The organism is Danxiaibacter flavus (assembly GCF_041060425.1).
Classification (GTDB): domain Bacteria; phylum Bacteroidota; class Bacteroidia; order Chitinophagales; family Chitinophagaceae; genus Danxiaibacter; species Danxiaibacter flavus.
In genome coordinates, this window is record NZ_JAULBC010000012.1 from 1 (window position 1) to 17,561 (window position 17,561).

Annotated in this window: 16 protein-coding genes; 11 read left to right on the forward strand and 5 right to left on the reverse strand. The window is 42.1% G+C overall.

Annotation, left to right across the window (positions count from 1 at the left end; translation table 11 throughout):
* Positions 1–689 precede the first annotated feature (689 nt).
* The 11 genes from QTN47_RS26010 to argH all read left to right on the forward strand — a co-directional run bounded on the left by QTN47_RS26010 (position 690) and on the right by argH (position 11,575).
* Entirely contained in the window at positions 690–1,409 is a 720-nt protein-coding gene (locus tag QTN47_RS26010) for a GNAT family N-acetyltransferase (protein ID WP_369332382.1), read from the forward strand.
* A gap of 125 nt (positions 1,410–1,534) precedes the next feature.
* Positions 1,535–2,794 (forward strand): argininosuccinate synthase, encoded by a 1,260-nt coding sequence (locus QTN47_RS26015; RefSeq protein WP_369332383.1) that lies wholly within the window; start codon positions 1,535–1,537, stop codon positions 2,792–2,794.
* 50 nt (positions 2,795–2,844) lie between these two features.
* Positions 2,845–3,189 carry a cupin domain-containing protein gene (locus QTN47_RS26020; RefSeq protein ID WP_369332384.1) on the forward strand — a complete coding sequence of 115 codons (345 nt, stop codon included), beginning with the start codon at positions 2,845–2,847 and terminating at the stop codon, positions 3,187–3,189.
* A complete protein-coding gene (locus QTN47_RS26025) occupies positions 3,182–4,069 on the forward strand; it encodes a phosphotransferase family protein (protein WP_369332385.1) in 888 nt (295 codons plus the stop codon). The genes QTN47_RS26020 and QTN47_RS26025 overlap by 8 nt, the downstream gene beginning before the upstream one ends.
* Complete coding sequence (gene argC, locus QTN47_RS26030) at positions 4,066–5,049, forward strand: N-acetyl-gamma-glutamyl-phosphate reductase (RefSeq protein ID WP_369332386.1); 984 nt, start codon at positions 4,066–4,068, stop codon at positions 5,047–5,049. Before QTN47_RS26025 ends, argC begins: the two co-directional genes overlap by 4 nt.
* A 160-nt stretch (positions 5,050–5,209) precedes the next feature.
* Positions 5,210–5,569 (forward strand): four helix bundle protein, encoded by a 360-nt coding sequence (locus QTN47_RS26035; RefSeq protein WP_369332387.1) that lies wholly within the window; start codon positions 5,210–5,212, stop codon positions 5,567–5,569.
* Positions 5,570–5,693: 124 nt separating this feature from the next.
* On the forward strand, positions 5,694–6,869 hold the full coding sequence (locus QTN47_RS26040; RefSeq protein WP_369332388.1) for an aspartate aminotransferase family protein: 1,176 nt from the start codon (positions 5,694–5,696) through the stop codon (positions 6,867–6,869).
* A gap of 137 nt (positions 6,870–7,006) precedes the next feature.
* Positions 7,007–7,963, forward strand: a complete 957-nt coding sequence (locus tag QTN47_RS26045; protein WP_369332389.1) for an N-acetylornithine carbamoyltransferase — start codon at positions 7,007–7,009, stop codon at positions 7,961–7,963.
* A gap of 155 nt (positions 7,964–8,118) precedes the next feature.
* Positions 8,119–8,901 carry an acetylglutamate kinase gene (gene argB / locus QTN47_RS26050; protein WP_369332390.1) on the forward strand — a complete coding sequence of 261 codons (783 nt, stop codon included), beginning with the start codon at positions 8,119–8,121 and terminating at the stop codon, positions 8,899–8,901.
* Between the two features lie 148 nt (positions 8,902–9,049).
* On the forward strand, positions 9,050–10,144 hold the full coding sequence (locus QTN47_RS26055; RefSeq protein WP_369332391.1) for a M20 family metallo-hydrolase: 1,095 nt from the start codon (positions 9,050–9,052) through the stop codon (positions 10,142–10,144).
* Between the two features lie 96 nt (positions 10,145–10,240).
* On the forward strand, positions 10,241–11,575 hold the full coding sequence (gene argH / locus QTN47_RS26060) for an argininosuccinate lyase (RefSeq protein ID WP_369332392.1): 1,335 nt from the start codon (positions 10,241–10,243) through the stop codon (positions 11,573–11,575).
* Here argH and QTN47_RS26065 read toward each other — a convergent pair.
* From QTN47_RS26065 to QTN47_RS26085, 5 genes are all read right to left on the reverse strand, one after another.
* Positions 11,569–12,312, reverse strand: coding sequence for a sensor histidine kinase family protein (locus QTN47_RS26065; protein WP_369332393.1), 744 nt, complete (start codon positions 12,310–12,312; stop codon positions 11,569–11,571). The two genes, argH and QTN47_RS26065, sit on opposite strands and share 7 nt — an antisense overlap.
* A 352-nt stretch (positions 12,313–12,664) precedes the next feature.
* Complete coding sequence (locus QTN47_RS26070; RefSeq protein WP_369332394.1) at positions 12,665–13,411, reverse strand: succinate dehydrogenase/fumarate reductase iron-sulfur subunit; 747 nt, start codon at positions 13,409–13,411, stop codon at positions 12,665–12,667.
* A gap of 276 nt (positions 13,412–13,687) precedes the next feature.
* Complete coding sequence (locus tag QTN47_RS26075; protein ID WP_369332395.1) at positions 13,688–15,595, reverse strand: fumarate reductase/succinate dehydrogenase flavoprotein subunit; 1,908 nt, start codon at positions 15,593–15,595, stop codon at positions 13,688–13,690.
* A gap of 3 nt (positions 15,596–15,598) precedes the next feature.
* Positions 15,599–16,261 carry a succinate dehydrogenase cytochrome b subunit gene (locus QTN47_RS26080; protein ID WP_369332396.1) on the reverse strand — a complete coding sequence of 221 codons (663 nt, stop codon included), beginning with the start codon at positions 16,259–16,261 and terminating at the stop codon, positions 15,599–15,601.
* Positions 16,262–16,387: 126 nt separating this feature from the next.
* Positions 16,388–17,530, reverse strand: coding sequence for a porin (locus tag QTN47_RS26085; RefSeq protein WP_369332397.1), 1,143 nt, complete (start codon positions 17,528–17,530; stop codon positions 16,388–16,390).
* Between the last annotated feature and the right edge of the window lie 31 nt (positions 17,531–17,561).

Below are 17,561 nucleotides of genomic sequence, written 5' to 3' on the forward strand. Positions count from 1 at the left end.
TACTCTCACCCTTTTTCACTTTTGGGTATCAAATCTATTGGTATATTAAACAACTTTGAAAATCCTGTTTTTTGTATATGGCAAACATAGGAGGCACAGGGAAATTTTAGGTGCTTTTGTATTAGCTCTTTTTAATTTAAGATGCTGATCGCTATACAGTACGGACATGACAGTGTTCCTATGTTATTGCTTTGCATTTTTTTGCCAGTTAATCCATCTCCTCGTCATTCATTTTCAATTGTCCCCGCCTGAATGACTCTGGTCGGGCAGGAATTTTCAATTTTCACTAAACATACGCCTCCGTGTCCCTTTGTGTTCGCCGGGCCTCCGTGGTTCAACAAAAAAACAACCATTCGTTTATTACTTTCTTTCTTAACCATAATTTGATAAAAAAATCTATTCACATATTATAAACATCATTATTTTTGCGTCTTAACAATTTTGGATAACAATTTCATTCTGAACTGAAGTTGAAAGAAAACACAACACATCACAACTTATTCGCTTTCCATCCTTCATTGATGGGTGTTGTTTCTTTGGCTAATCTCCCTGTTTTCCGACCTATCCGACGACCTCGTATCTGAGACTAACTCAATGCATTGCATCCATATCAATTCAATGCGTCAGGCAGCCTCAAATTCCAGGCTGCAAAGGATACTTCGATTAGCTTATTTATCAAAAAGACAAAAGTGGAACAAAATAATATCATCATTCGTGTAGCTAATAGTGGCGATGTTCATTACGCTAAAACTATTACAGATGAAATGGAATCTTCAGCCAAAGCGCGTGGAACAGGTATTGCTAAACGCAGTCCCGATTACGTTGCCAACAAAATGGAAGAAGGTAAAGCTGTGATAGCGTTAACAACAGACGGTACATGGGTTGGTTTTTGTTATATAGAAACCTGGAGCCATGGTGAGTATGTAGCGAACAGCGGATTGATCGTTTCCCCTGAATTTCGTAAAAGCGGTGTTGCCAAAGGAATTAAAAAAAGGATCTTCGACCTTAGCAGGGAGAAATATCCTAATGCAAAACTTTTTGGCTTAACCACCGGTCTTGCAGTAATGAAGATCAACAGTGAGCTGGGTTACGAGCCGGTTACTTATTCTGAGTTGACACAGGATGATTCTTTCTGGGCAGGCTGTAAAAGCTGTGTGAACTATGATATTCTGATGAGCAAGGACAGAAAGAACTGTATGTGCACTGCTATGCTGTATGATCCTAAAGATCACTACGAGCCACAGGAAACCAAAGAATACTTTGAAAAGAAATCAAAGATCTATGAGCGTTTGCTGCGTTTAAAGCAAAGCAAGTTCCTGCAGGCATTCAGAAAAAAGAGCAAAGACGAAAATGGCGGCGGCGGCAATCCCACCAAAACCAAATCGTTCTTCCATTTCTTTAATTTCTAGTTAGCAGGGCGCAGAAACAGCTACGAATGTTTTGACTTTTGATTTTTGACTTTTCCTGCCCGACTGGTCAGGCGGGGAATTTTTACTTTTGACTTTCTTTTTTTCAACTATATCAACATCTTACAATGAGCTTTTCCAACAATGTAAATTTTCAGTTTAGTCCCGATGCTGCCGGCAGCGGAAAGAAAACACTGGTGCTTGGTTTTAGCGGCGGCCTGGATACAACTTATTGCGTAAAATATTTAAGTGACGATCTTGGTTATGATGTACACAGTGTTATTGTTAACACGGGTGGATTTAGTGAAGAAGAATTAAAAAATATTGAAGCTCACGCTTACAAGCTGGGCGTTAAAACACATACAACAGTAGATGCCGTTAAAGGCTACTACGACCGCATTATCAAATACCTGGTATTTGGGAATGTGTTGAAAAACAATACTTATCCTCTAAGTGTAAGTGCTGAAAGACTTGTTCAGGCGCTGCATATTGCTGATCATGTAAAAGCATTGAACGCAGATACAGTTGCACACGGTAGCACTGGCGCAGGTAACGACCAGGTACGTTTTGATATGGTGTTCCACATCATGATCCCTGACGTGAAGATCCTTACGCCGATCCGTGATCTTAAACTAAGCCGCGAGCAGGAGATAGAATACCTTAAGGCCAAGGGTGTGAACATGAACTTTGAGAAAGCCGCGTACTCTATCAATAAAGGACTATGGGGAACAAGTGTTGGCGGAAGAGAAACACTTTCTTCAAAAGGCATGTTGCCTGAATCAGCATGGCCCACACAGGTTACCAAACACGAAGGTGAAGAAGTTAAACTACATTTTGAAAAAGGTGAACTAACTGCTGTAAACGACAAAACCTTCAGTCACCCTTCAGAAGCTATTCAATACTTGCAAAGTATTGCCGGCGCTTATGGCATTGGTCGCGATATACATGTGGGTGATACCATCATCGGTATTAAAGGACGCGTTGGTTTTGAAGCCGCTGCGCCAATGGTTATTCTAAAAGCGCATCATGCTTTGGAAAAACATGTTCTTACCAAATGGCAGTTAAGCTGGAAAGACAATATTGCTAATTTCTACGGAAACTGGCTGCATGAAGGTCAAATTCTGGATCCTGTTATGCGCGATATTGAAGCATTCCTTCAAAGTTCACAGCAAACTGTAACCGGTGATGTGTTTGTCTACCTTCAACCTTACCGTTTCCAGGTATTGGGTATCGAATCTAAGTATGACCTGATGAGTAGCAAATTTGGTAAATACGGAGAAATGAATAATGGATGGACTGGTGAAGATGTGCGTGGATTTAGCAAGATTTTTGGTAATCAAACTTCCATGTATCACCTGATAAGGGAAGATGCAGAAAAGCAACAATAATATCCTAATAAGTATAGCATCACTGTGCTTATAACAGCTTAACTTTTTACATGTCAATACGCAGCAAAGAACAGCCATTACAACACTACCTCTGGGGAAACAATTGTGATGGCTGGGTTTTAGCTGATACCGAACAATTATCAGTTAAGCAGGAACGCATGCCTCCTCAAACAAGTGAGGCGCTGCATTTTCATAAAAATGCACAACAGTTCTTTTTCATATTAAGCGGAACAGCAACTTTTGAAGTTGAAGGAGAAAGCTTCAACGTTATTGCCGGCAACGGTTTTCACATTGAAGCAGGAAAGAAGCACCGCATCAGCAACAATGCTGCTGATGATCTCGAGTTTATATTAAGCTCTCAACCATCAACCAACAACGACAGGGTGAATGTTTGATGAGCAAGATATAATGAGCCTTTGCAAGGATGCCGGATTTTATCCTGCAGATGAAGTAAAACAATTATCAAAAGGCTGGTGGTCGCAAGCTTATTCATTCAGACACGAGGGAAAAGATTGGGTATTAAGAATTAACGGAAGTGATAAAGATTTCAGAAAGGATCAAAAAGCCTGGGAGTTATTGCACGAAATTACTCCGGTCCCTGGAATAAGACTAATCGGAAAATTCAGAGATAATTTCTACGCAGTAAGTGAGAAATGCAGCGGGATTACTTTGATTGATGACCATGTAACATCCTCCGAAATTGTTTTTGAGCTGTTCGATACGCTACTGCAGATGCGGACTTTCAACACAAACGGATTGAACGGCTGGGCATTAATGAACGAGCGTTTTGAGGGAACATATAATAGTTGGGAAGACTGGCTGCTAAGTTTCCACAATCACAAAATGGATTACACGCTTCAGCAACTGGTGAACGACGGACTTTTTGAAAGCATGCTTCACAAAGTTGCGCTGAATAGAATAAAACAACTTCTACCCTTTTGTAAAACGGAAAAATACCTTGTTCACGGCGATGCCGGCTTCGACAATGTGTTAAGCGACGGAAAGAAAATTACAGGAGTAATTGATTGGGGCGAAGCGGCGCTGGGAGATTTTCTCTACGACATTGCCTACCTTTTTTTCAATACAGAGACGGTTGATTACAAAGGCTACTGGCAACAGTTCGTGCAACAAAGGCAACTACAAATTCCATTCATGGAAGAGCGGTTAAGGTGCTATCAAATGGTTATCGGACTCAACTCTGTAGCCATCGCGGCACACACCCGCAACGAAAAGATTTATCATCTGGATAGAAATAAATTGATGCAATTATTATGAGCAAGAAAATTAAAGCAGGCATAATAGGTGGCGCCGGTTATACAGGCGGAGAGTTAATTCGTTTACTCATCAATCACCCTCACGCAGAAATTAGTTTTGTACATAGTAAAAGCAATGCTGGTAACCCGCTTTATAAGGTTCACCAGGATTTAGTTGGAGACACAGATTTACACTTCACCGGTGAATTGTCTGATGATGTGGATGTGCTGTTCCTTTGCACCGGCCACGGTGAGGCAAAGAAATTTTTGCAGGCAAATACTATCGCTCCTCACATTAAAATCATCGATCTTTCCAACGATTTCAGGCTTTCTCAGCATGCAGTTCTGGGCGACCGCACATTTGTGTATGGTCTGCCGGAATTAAATAAAGCGCAAATCAAATCGGCACATAATATTGCCAATCCCGGTTGTTTTGCAACAGCAATCCAGCTCGGATTATTGCCGCTTGCAAAAGCCGGATTACTGGAAAATATTTACACAACAGGCATTACAGGTTCTACCGGCGCGGGACAGGGTTTAAGCTCCACATCCCACTTTAGCTGGAGAGCAAACAATATACAGGCTTACAAAACATTGACACACCAGCACTTAGGAGAAATTGGACAAACCTTGCAACAATTGTATCCGGACAGCGATATTGATCTTAGTTTTGTGCCATGGCGGGGAGATTTTACACGGGGCATTTTTATCAGCTCCACCATCACCTGCGACAGTTCTTTGGAATCATTAACTGCTTTGTTCAACGAATTTTATGCAGCTCATCCTTTCACCGTTGTAAGCAACGACGCCATTTTCCTTAAACAGGTGGTTAACACCAACAAATGCGTCATTCAACTGGAAAAGGTAGGTACCAAACTCGTCATCCATTCCGCCATCGACAATCTCCTCAAAGGAGCCAGCGGCCAGGCAGTGCAGAATATGAATTTGATGTTTGGGTTGGAGGAAAGTGCGGGGTTGAGGTTGAAAAGTGCGGGATTTTAGGAGAGTTATAAGTTGTACGTTATACGTTTTACGTTGATCTTAGCGGAGAAAAAACGACGGTATCACATAAAATTTGATAAACGTACCACGTATAACTTACAACGTACCACGTAAATGCTACCATGAAAAACGTACAACGTAACAACGTAAAACGTATATCATGCAAAATTATAAAGAGCTGAAGGTTTGGGAAAGAGCACACTCATTTACATTGAGTGTGTATGGTTTGACAAAAGGTTTTCCGAAAGATGAGCTGTATAGCCTGACAAACCAGTTAAGACGAGCTACTTCATCTATTCCCGCAAATATTGCGGAAGGATGCGGTAAATGTTCACAAAATGAGTTGGCACATTTTTTAAATATAGCACTAGGTTCTGCCAACGAAACGGAATATTTTCTATTGCTATCGAAGGATTTAAATTACATCGGGGAAGATAAGTACATAGAACTTGACGATGATATCAATCAGATCAAAGCCATGCTTATCGCCCTTATTAATAAAGTGAGGAAGAAGTTGTGAGGTATAAGTAACGAGTTATATTGTAAGCCTGATCTTTGGGCGTTTTAAAATTCAGCATATAACCGGAACGCACACTCTGCAACTCTTTTCACGTATAACGTAAAACTTATAACGTACAACTTATATGAAGCTTTTCGACGTTTACCCCATCAACGACATCACCATCACCAAGGCCCAGGGTTCTTATGTTTGGGATGAGAATGGTGTACAGTACTTAGACATGTACGGCGGTCATGCCGTTATCAGTATCGGACATACTCACCCTGTGTGGGTAAGACGAATTGAAGAGCAGTTAGAAAAAATTGCTTTCTATTCAAATTCTGTCCGTATTCCGTTGCAGCAGGAGCTGGCGGACAAGCTCGGTAAGCTGAGCGGCAAAGAAGACTACCAGCTATTCCTTTGCAACAGCGGTGCTGAGGCAAATGAGAATGCACTTAAACTGGCTTCTTTCCACACAGGAAGAAAGAAGATCGTTGCTTTTAAGAAAGGGTTTCATGGAAGGACATCTTTAGCAGTAGCCGCTACAGACAATCCGGCAATAGTTGCACCGGTGAATGAAACGGATAATGTTGACTTCCTGCCATTCAACGATGAAGCTGCACTGAAAACCTATTTCCAGACAAAGGGAAAAGATGTTTGTGCGGTTATTGTAGAAGGTATTCAGGGTGTTGGCGGTATTCAGATCGCTACGGAAAGCTTTCTGCAACTGATCCGCAGACTTTGTGATCAAAACGATGCAGTATTTATCGCGGACAGCGTGCAGTGCGGTTACGGTCGTACCGGTAAATTCTTCTCGCACGATTATGCAGAAGTAAATGCTGATATCTATACTATGGCAAAAGGTATGGGCAACGGATTCCCCATTGGTGGAATTTTGATTGCGCCACACATCAAGCCTAAACATGGAATGCTCGGCACAACTTTCGGCGGTAATCATCTTGCATGTGCTGCCGCCATTGCGGTACTGGAAGTGCTGGAAGATGAAAAGCTGATTGATGTAGCAAAACAAAGAGGTCAGTATTTGTTGAACCGTTTGAAAGCCATCGACGGCATTACCAACGTGCGTGGTCGCGGTTTAATGATTGGTTTTGACGTGCCTGAGGAATTGAAAGATCTGCGCAAGAAATTGCTGAACGACTTCTTCATCTTCACCGGAGAAGCAAAACCAAACGTGATCCGTTTATTACCATCACTCGGTATCAGCAGAAAACAGGTAGATGAATTCCTGGATGCATTAAAAGAAGCTATCGCTGAATTACAGCCAGCTTCCACCACAACAACAGAAGAAACTGTAGAATAAGGTTAGAAGTTATACGTTGTACGTTGTACGTTTAGGCCCGGGGGCACAAATACCGGCTACGTAACAACATACAGCGTATGATTTTAACTACGCTATAATAAACGTATAACGTACAACGTAAAACTTACAACTCAACAGTGAAGCAATTTATTTCCGTTCATGATGTTACAGACATCAATGCATTGGTAAAAAAAGCGTTGGCATACAAGGCCAATCCACTTACAGACAAAAATCTTGGCGTAAACAAACGCATCGGTCTATTATTCCTTAATCCAAGTTTGCGAACCCGTTTAAGCACACAGGTGGCAGCGCAGAACCTGGGTATGGAAGCCATTGTATTTAATGTGGATAAAGAGGGTTGGGCACTTGAATTTGAAGAAGGTGCCATTATGAGCGGAAACAAGGCTGAACATATTAAAGATGCAGCACCGGTCCTGGGAAGCTATTTTGATATCCTTTGTATCAGAACCTTTCCTTCACTAAAAAACCGCGAAGATGATTACAGCGAATTGTATATTTCCCAGTTCATCAAATATTGTGGAGTTCCTGTGATCAGCCTGGAAAGTGCAACATTGCATCCATTACAAAGTCTTACCGATATCATTACCATGACAGAACATGCACCGGCACACAAACCCAAGGTGGTTCTTACCTGGGCGCCGCATGTTAAAACATTACCTCAGTGCGTTGCCAACAGCTTTGCACAATGGGTAAACGCATGGGATGGCAAAGCTGAATTTGTAATTACGCATCCGGAAGATTATGAATTATCAGAACAGTTTACCAAAGGAGCAACCATCACGCATAACCAGGACGAAGCTTTAAAAGATGCGGATTTTGTATACGTAAAGAACTGGAGCACTTTTAATGATTATGGAAAGATCTATGCGAATGATCCTAAATGGATGCTTACTGAAGAAAAGCTGAAACTGACAAATAACGCCAAAGTATTGCATTGCCTTCCCGTAAGAAGAAATGTTGAATTGAGCGATGAAGTGTTGGACAGTGCAAACAGCATCGTAACACAGGAAGCGGCTAACAGGGTTTGGGCGGCGCAGGCGGTGATTAGTGAGATCCTTCAGAGAGGTGAATAGTTCTGGTAAAGTGAATAGTGAAGGGTGAATAGTGAAAGGTGAGACAGGTTAAGTAATTGGAATCAGATTTTTTTGCATAAAGTCAAGATAGAGATATGGAAGATGGATTGAACGTTAGGGCCTTTTGAATTTTGACTTTTTATTTTTGACTTATCATGGACAAGTTGATTATCATAAAGGTTGGCGGTAACATTATAGATGATGAACAAAAGCTGTCATCATTCTTAACTTCTTTTGCTTCGGTTGAAGGCAAGAAGATCCTGGTGCACGGCGGCGGAAAACTGGCGACCAAAATGGCTGCACAGCTTGGCGTTGAGCAACAGATGATTGATGGCAGAAGAATTACCGACGCTGAAACACTCAAGATTGTAACCATGGTATATGCCGGTTACATTAACAAAAATATTGTAGCGCAGTTACAGGCAAGAGGTTGCAATGCGATCGGTTTATGCGGTGCAGATGGAAATGTTATTCAATCTCACAAAAGAGTTCATCCGACAATTGACTATGGTTTTGTGGGAGACGTTGATTCCATCAATACCAGTTTACTGAAAAGCTTGCTTGACCAGGATGTAAATGTGGTAATGGCGCCCATCACTCATAATAAAGAAGGTTTACTGCTTAACACCAATGCAGATACAATTGCGCAGGAGATTGCCCAGGCAATGAGTGGTCTATATAGTGTGCAGCTAATCTACTCTTTTGAAAAAAGCGGTGTGTTGTTAAATGCAGAAGACGATAGCACGGTGATCCCGGGCATAAATCCCGAATCATACAAGGAATTGAAAGAAAAGAATGTGATTTTCGCCGGCATGATCCCGAAACTGGACAATGCTTTCACCGCTCTTAAAAAAGGTGTAAGCAAAGTGGTGATAGGAAAAGCCGAAGAGTTGCAGGCCCTTATAACAGGCAAGGCAGGGACAACAATACAAGAATAGTACGAAGGGCTGTGCGAAAAGGCGAACTGTTGAACATAGGTACTTCGTACTTCGTAACTCGTACTTGACATGACATTCACAATGAGAAACACCAAACTACTACAGCAACATTTTATAACAAATAACTGGTTGAAAGATCAGTGATTTTATGATAATGAATTTACCGACTGTAATGAATGAGAATATTTCGATACTTGCAAAAAATGCGACAAGTCTGCTGAAACAATTGATCTCCACGCCTTCCTTTAGTAAAGAGGAAGAAGTAACAGCGGAGATCATCGAAAGTTTTATTGAGTCCAAAGGAGTTACAACGTACAGCTACCTCAACAACATTTGGGCTAAGAACAAATATTTCGACGAAAGCAAACCCACCATTCTTTTAAATTCTCATCACGACACGGTACGACCCAATAAGGGGTACACATTAGATCCCTTCTCTCCCATTGAAAAAGATGGAAAATTATATGGCTTGGGCAGCAATGATGCAGGCGGATGTCTTGTTTCACTCATTGCTACATTCCTTCATTTTTATAAGGAGCCATCTTTAAAATATAACCTGGTTATTGCAGCCACAGCTGAAGAAGAGATTTCCGGCCACAACGGTGTGGAAATCCTGTTACCACGTCTGCCAAAAATTGATTTCGGAATTGTAGGCGAGCCTACATTAATGAATATGGCGCTCGCTGAGAAAGGTCTCCTCGTGCTCGATTGTACGGCACACGGAAGAGCCGGCCATGCTGCACGTGAGGAAGGCGAAAATGCTTTGTATAAAGCAGTTGACGATATTCAGTGGTTCCGCAATTATAAATATGATAAGGTTTCGAGCCTGCTTGGCCCCATGAAAATGAGCGTAACCATTATCAATGCTGGTTCCCAACACAATGTAGTTCCGCATGAGTGTAAGTTTACGGTTGATGTGCGAGTGAACGAACTGTACACTTTTGAAGAGGTCCTGGATATAATCCGTGCCAATGTTAAAAGCGATGTTCAGCCGAGAAGCAGCCGTCTTCGGTCTACTTCAATTGCGGTTGACCATCCGCTGATCCAGGCAGGTGTTGAGTTGGGAAGAACTTATTACGGCTCGCCCACTACCAGCGACAAAGCTCTGATGAACTTTCCAACACTTAAAATGGGGCCTGGCGATAGCGCACGTAGCCACACTGCGGATGAGTTCATCTTCCTTGATGAAATAACCAACGGCATTGACTTATATATTCAGTTGTTAGATAAGATTTTACGCTGATCCTAACACACGAATCGATTTTGACTTTTTAATTTTCCTGCCCGACTGGTCAGGCGGGGACTTTTGAACTAAATGAAATAAGGTAAAATATTTACTATGAAGCTCTGGCAAAAGAATACAGCATCACTTAAAGAGGTAGAACAATTTACTGTTGGTAATGATCGTGAATTCGATATTTTATTGGCGCCTTTTGATGTGATCGGCAATATTGCGCACGCAAAAATGCTGGCCAGCGTGGGCCTGTTGACAAACGACGAAGCTGCTGATCTTGTAAAAGAGCTTAGAAAAATATACACCAGCATCAGCGAAGATGAATTTTCTATCAGACCAGATGTTGAAGACATTCATTCCCAGGTAGAGTTTTTATTAACGGAGAAACTAGGTGATACAGGTAAAAAGATCCATTCTGCCAGAAGCCGTAATGACCAGGTTTTGCTGGATGTTAAACTGTTTTTGCGCAGTGAGATAGAAAAGACCGTTTTGTCTGTACAATCATTCTTCGAATTATTGATTGCTAAAAGCGAAGAATTCAAAGACGATTTATTGCCAGGCTATACCCACCTGCAGTTAGCAATGCCATCTTCTTTTGGTTTGTGGTTAGGCGCTTATGCGGAAAGTCTTGTAGACGATACCGTGATGCTGAAAGCTGCCTATGATGTTGTTAATAAAAATCCGTTAGGCTCTGCCGCCGGTTACGGATCTTCTTTCCCGATCAACAGGACCATGACGACAGAGTTGCTTGGCTTTGCCGATTTAAACTATAATGTTGTGTATGCACAAATGGGGCGGGGAAAAGCGGAACGAATTGTAGCGATGGCTTTGGCGAATGTTGCTGATACACTGGCAAGATTGTCAATGGATGCTTGTCTGTATCTGAATCAGAACTTTGGTTTTATTAGTTTTCCCACTGAGTTAACCACAGGAAGCAGCATTATGCCTCATAAAAAGAATCCGGATGTTTTTGAACTGATCCGCTCTCAATGCAACAGGATAAAATCTTTGCCTAACGAGATCATGATGATGACTACCAATCTGCCTTCCGGCTATCATCGCGATCTTCAACTGCTGAAAGAACACCTGTTCCCTGCCCTCGGCATATTGCGCGATTGTATTGATATGGCCGGCCTGATGCTGAACAACATGGAGGTTAAGAAGAATATTCTTGAAGACGAGAAGTACAAATACCTGTTCAGTGTTGAAGAAGTAAACAAGCTTGTTTTAGAAGGCGTGGCTTTTAGAGATGCTTACAAGCAAGTTGGTTTTGCTATTGAAGACAATGTGTTTACCTACGATACAAAAGTGGCGCACACACACGAGGGAAGTATTGGTAATCTGAAAAACGACGCAATCACAGATAATATGCAGCGGCTGTTACAATCCTTCAATTTTGAGGTATATCACGCAGCGATCGATAATCTGTTACATCAATAGATCTTAAAGACCTGTTCGTTTTCGTTGGCCTTAAGTACCTGGTTCATTTCCCTGGAAATTACATCCAGTTTGGAAACTTCTTTGTACAGAATGCCCATCATTTCGTTAAGTTCTTCATCGCTTACAAGGCCATCCTTGATCAGATCTATAATACCCAGCATATTGGTGATAGGAGAACGCAGGTTGTGTGAAACAAGATAAGCGTACTGACGCAATTGTGTTGATTGATGCATCAGCTCTTTGTTGCGCTGGTGCAGCAATTTTACATTGTTCTGTATATCAGTTACATCGCGTACGATGCGCATGGAGTACTGATCATTGATTTTTATGCATCTTGATGTGTAACTACGCACAATTCCATTGGGAAAAGGAAGGTCATAGTTGAAATAATGGATTTTACCCGTTTCAATAGGATAAGTGATGTGATGCATTAATTCTGAAGCGAAATCTCCTGGAAAATTATGATCGCGGATGTTGGAGTTGTAGATAAATGAATCCTGCTGGTAAATCTCCCCAATTCCTTTTTTATAATCAACATAGTTGCCTTCTTTATCCATGACAAAAATGAAGTCCGGGATCGCATTGATTATATCATAAAAGCAATTATAAAAGTTTTCAGACAATGCAAGCAGGGTTTGCAATGGCTTATCGGGCCCCTCGGGATGTTTTTCTTTATTGTTGCTGGTCATAATAATCAGGCGTAATGTGAAAATACGGTAATCACCATATTTCACCATAAAAATTTATGCAGAAGGTGTTTCATCAAGAGCCTGACTGTTGATGGCCTGACAGCAAACCGCGGTAGCTGCATTTGTTCAGTAACAAAGCGTGCTAATCATTTTGGTTGAGCTTTTTCAAGTAACCAATTGCGTGAAAGACCATGGCAAAAAAACAAGCTGATAATAGTAATAAAGAATGCAGCTTTTTTTCATTCAGCTCTAACCGCATACAGTAAGCATATGTGATACTGGAGGTGGAAGCTATAAGTGACAGTATCACCCATAGCCATCCAATGTTTTTTCTCATGTGACGATATTTAAGGCTTACCCTTACAGTTTCTTCAAATACGAATCCGTGCCAACAGCCCGTTTATTTTTCCAGGATCCGTGATTTGTTGTATTCGTAGTTCATACGCGCAATATTCAGGACCGAGATCTCCTGTGGACATTCAACTTCACAAGCTTCGGTATTTGTGCAGTGGCCGAATCCTTCGCTGTCCATTTGATTCATCATACTCTTTACCCGGGTGCGCGCTTCTTCTTTTCCTTGTGGTAGTAATGCAAGGTGAGCAACCTTGGCTGATGTAAACAGCGCCGCGCTTGAATTTTTGCAAGTGGCTACACAGGCGCCGCAACCAATGCAGGCTGCAGAGTCAAATGCCGCTTCTGCAGTTTCGTGATTGATCGGAATACTGTTTGCTTCCGGTGCTTGTCCTGTGCTGGCAGAAATAAATCCTCCCGCGGCTATAATGCGATCAAAAGAAGTACGATCTATCTTCAAGTCCCTGATGATAGGAAACGCTGTCGCGCGGAACGGTTCAATATAAATCGTGTCACCATCCTTAAATGAACGCATGTGAAGCTGACAGGTTGTTGTGTTCGACAGCGGTCCGTGTGCCCGGCCGTTAATCATAACGCCGCATTGTCCGCAAATTCCTTCCCTGCAATCATGATCAAATTCAACCACACGTTCACCTTTTTCAACAAGCGCTTCATTCAGCATGTCCAGCATTTCAAGAAAGGACATGTGCTCGGAAACATTATCCAGTGTATAGTCCGCAAGCTTTCCATAGCTGGTCCGGTCTTCCTGCCGCCATATTTTTAAGTATAGTTTCATATCAATAAATTAAGTCAATAGTGAATGGTGAATAGTGAAAGGTGCATCAGTGTCCTTTTTATTTTGACCTGGTTTCAAGTACGAGTTACGAAGTACGAAGTACGTTGCTGTGATCTTGCTAATATTTTTTGAAGCTTCTAAATAATTAAAAGGCCAATGATTTAATGAGCCCGATAAACCTAAGTACTTCCAACTTCATACTTACTAACAATTAAAAAGCCTGTATTCAGTTCGCCTGATCAATCAAGGTACTTCGTACTTCGTATTTCGTACTTGCTACTTATAGCTTCTCACCGCCAGTTCCACCTCTGTAAACTCCAATGGTTCTTTATGCAGTTCTTCTTCTGCGTCTTTTCCCTTGTACTCCCAGGCTGATACAAAGCAGAAATTTTGGTCATCTCTGAGTGCCTCGCCATCGGGAGTCTGGTATTCTTCTCTGAAGTGCGCACCGCAGGATTCGTTGCGGGTTAACGCATCATAACACATGAGTTCTCCCAGTTCAAGATAGTCTGCCACGCGGCCGGCCTTTTCCAGCTCACTGTTTACCTTGCCGTCGCCAGGTATTCGCAGTTCCTTGTAGAACCTTTCGCGTAACATTTTAATTTCTTTGATCGCTTCTTCCAACCCTTCTTTGCTGCGGCTGAGCCCGCATTTGTCATACAATAATTTGCCCAGTGTTTTGTGGAAGTAGTCCGCAGACAGATGCCCTTGAATATGCATTAAATCACCCAGCTGCCGGCGAACCTTTCTTTCTGCGAAATCAAACGCAGGATCCTTTACGTCGATCTTGCCTGTCTTTAGTTCTCCTGCCAGGTAATTGGGGATAGTATATGGAGCAATAAAATAGCCATCCACACAGGCCTGCAATAACGAATTTGCTCCAAGCCTGTTTGCGCCATGATCTCCAAAGTTGGCTTCGCCCAAAGCAAACAAACCAGGAATGGTAGTCATCAGTTCATAATCTACCCACAAGCCTCCCATGGTGAAATGCGCAGATGGCGAGATCAGCATGGGCTCCGTATAAGCATTGATCCCCGTGATCTTTTCATACATACGGAAAAGGTTGCCGTATTTTTCTTCAATCTTGTCTTTGCCCTGTTCCCTGATCGCTTTTGAAAAATCAAGACATACAGCATTCTTCATTTCGCCAACACCATGGCCAGCATCGATGCGTTCTTTGGCAGCTCTGGAAGAAATATCGCGGGGTGCAAGATTGCCGAAGGATGGATAGCGACGCTCGAGGTAATAATCCCTTTCTTCTTCCGGAATGTCATTAGGATGCCGCGTGTCATTTTGTTTTTTAGGAACCCAGATCCGGCCGTCATTGCGTAGCGATTCAGACATCAATGTCAGCTTGGACTGATGTTCGCCATGTTGAGGCAGAGATGTTGGGTGCACCTGGATCCAGCTCACGCCCGCCATGTACGCGCCTTTTTTATGCGCACGCCAGATCGCTGAACCATTGCAGCCCATCGCCAATGTTGATAAATAATAGATCTTTCCGTAACCGCCGGTTGCCAGAACAACAGCATGTGCACTGTGACGTTCAATTTCACCTGTTTCAAGATCACGCGAAATAATACCCCTGGCTTTTCCGTCGATGACAACAAGCTCAAGCATTTCATGTCTTGAAAACAATTGAATCCTTCCGGCAGCAACCTGCCTCATCAGCGCCTGGTATGAACCAAGCAATAATTGCTGACCCGTTTGTCCGCGTGCGTAAAATGTTCGCGAAACCTGTACACCACCAAACGAACGGTTATTTAAATAACCACCATATTCTCTTGCAAAGGGAACACCTTGCGCAACAGCCTGGTCAATCAGGTTGGCAGAACATTCTGCAAGCCGGTAAACGTTTGCTTCGCGCGAGCGGAAATCACCGCCTTTAATTGTATCGTAAAACATACGATAGACGCTATCGCCGTCATTCTTATAATTCTTACATGCATTAACCCCGCCCTGCGCAGCCACAGAGTGTGCGCGCCTTGGCGTATCCTGGAAACAAAAGGATTTTACGTTGTAGCCTTGTTCTGCCAGTGACGCCGCACATGATGCTCCGGCTAAACCGGTGCCCACCACAATTATATCCAGCTTTTTGCGGTTGGCCGGGTTTACAAGCTTTGCATGCGATTTATAATTACTCCATTTTTCTGACAATTTGCCTTCCGGAATTTTTGCATTCATGGTTTAAGCTTTTGTAAAATGAACGTATACAGGTATCAACATAAATCCGATGGTAATAATGCCGGTATAAGCCCATCCGGCCACTTTTACCCACCTGATATATTTCGGGTGATAAACGCCTAACGTACGTCCCGCACTGAAAAAGCCATGTAAAAGGTGAAAGCCTAGTGCAATCATAGCAACCTCGTACATGACGACATACCACCATTCTTTGTAAGCAGCTACAACTACTGTGTACAGATCTTTGTTTCCTTTCTCATCCAGAGGCAACGTCGTGAATTTGTATTGATACCAGAAGTCTTTGAAGTGAATAACGAGGAATGCGAAAATAATTGTGCCTAACAAACCCATATTGCGGCTCTGCCATGTGGAGGCGGAACTGCGTCTGTCATATTTATATTTCTTACCGCTCGCCAGTTTATTTTTTCGTGTTACGACTAGGGCGTAAACAACATGGCCGATAATAGAAGCATACAAAACATAAGCAATTACCTCGATGATAATATTGCCTGCAAGCAAATGTGAGTACCAATTGAATTGTTGCTTTGCCTCTTCACCGGGAAGCAGTAGTTGAATATTGCCAAGTAAATGAATGACGAGAAAAAAACAGAGAAAGAGTCCCGTGCCGGCCATCCATAATTTGCGCTGATGTGTTGCAGATTTCATAGCTTCCTGATTAAGATGAAGAATATACTTATGTACGCTTTTCTTAAAAAAATTATTACATCTATAACAACCAACCGCTTCATTTGTTGCTCCGGCCAACCAATCACCCGGATCCGTGAAATCAGACTAAAATCTCACCTGTAACTGAACAATTGCTGTATTGTGCGAATACATTGTTGTTAAGGGAATATTTGTTTTATAGATGTCAATATAAACGCCTGCCTGTAATAATGCAGAAAAGTTATCTGCGAATTCCATTGCTACCATCGGAGTGATTGTTTGCCTCGTATCGTTGGTTGGCTGTTTGTAATTTTCGTCAAAATATTCGTAGCGGGACGATACCTGTAATGAACTTACTTGTTTGCCCATACAACGGTATTTTAATGTTGGCAAAACATAAAATCCTTTCATTTTAAACTGATCAAGTGGGTGAATTCCGCCACAACTTTTAAATGCCGAGAAGTTTGTCCCATCTTTATATTCACCGGAAAGTTTTAGTGATAGGCGGTTGCTTAAAGAAAGGTCGGTAGCAAAATCTCCTCCCCAGGCATAACCATTCCTGTTATCGGTGCTGCCTGATCCGCCATTAACGCCAATCGTAGTCCTTTTAAAAGGGCTTATTTCAATCCTTGCATAAATATGTTTGTTGTTGTCGTTGTCTGTTTGCTGATTGCGGTTATTTCCATTGTGTACGCCGACATAATAGCGGACAGGCATTTTGTTTTCTTTATTAAGATCACCATAAATGCACATGCCCAATTGAAAACTTTGCCAGCCGTTACTGCCAAAAGCATTGTACTGATTGGAATAGTCCAGCGATTGAATAAGATCTGCCGGAATCAGATCTTCTATACCGAAGAAAGGCCGGTATTGTCCCGCGATAACATGCAAGTGCCTGTTGAGCGTATATCGTACAAACGCATTTTCTAACACCTTATTATTTACATTGGATGAATTGAACTCCGCAAAATTTATGAGCAGGCTTGCATCGAAGTGAGCATTTATTTTTGCGTTAGCCTGCAAACGTACGCGCCTTAAAGAAAAACTGTTGGTAACACAATTACCTGAATCAATATTTTTACCAGCCACATCAACACGGCGGTTGAGTGATAATGAATATCTGGTCTGCAGTAATCCGGAGAAAGTAAGAATACGATTAGCTGTGCCCCGTGATACCGAATCTTTTTTTACTTCCTGGGCGCGCAAACAAAAATTAAGGGATGCTGAGAAAAGAAGAAAAACTGTGCATATAAGTTTATGTCTGATCACGCATCCCTTTTATAAATGAAGAAAAATGGTA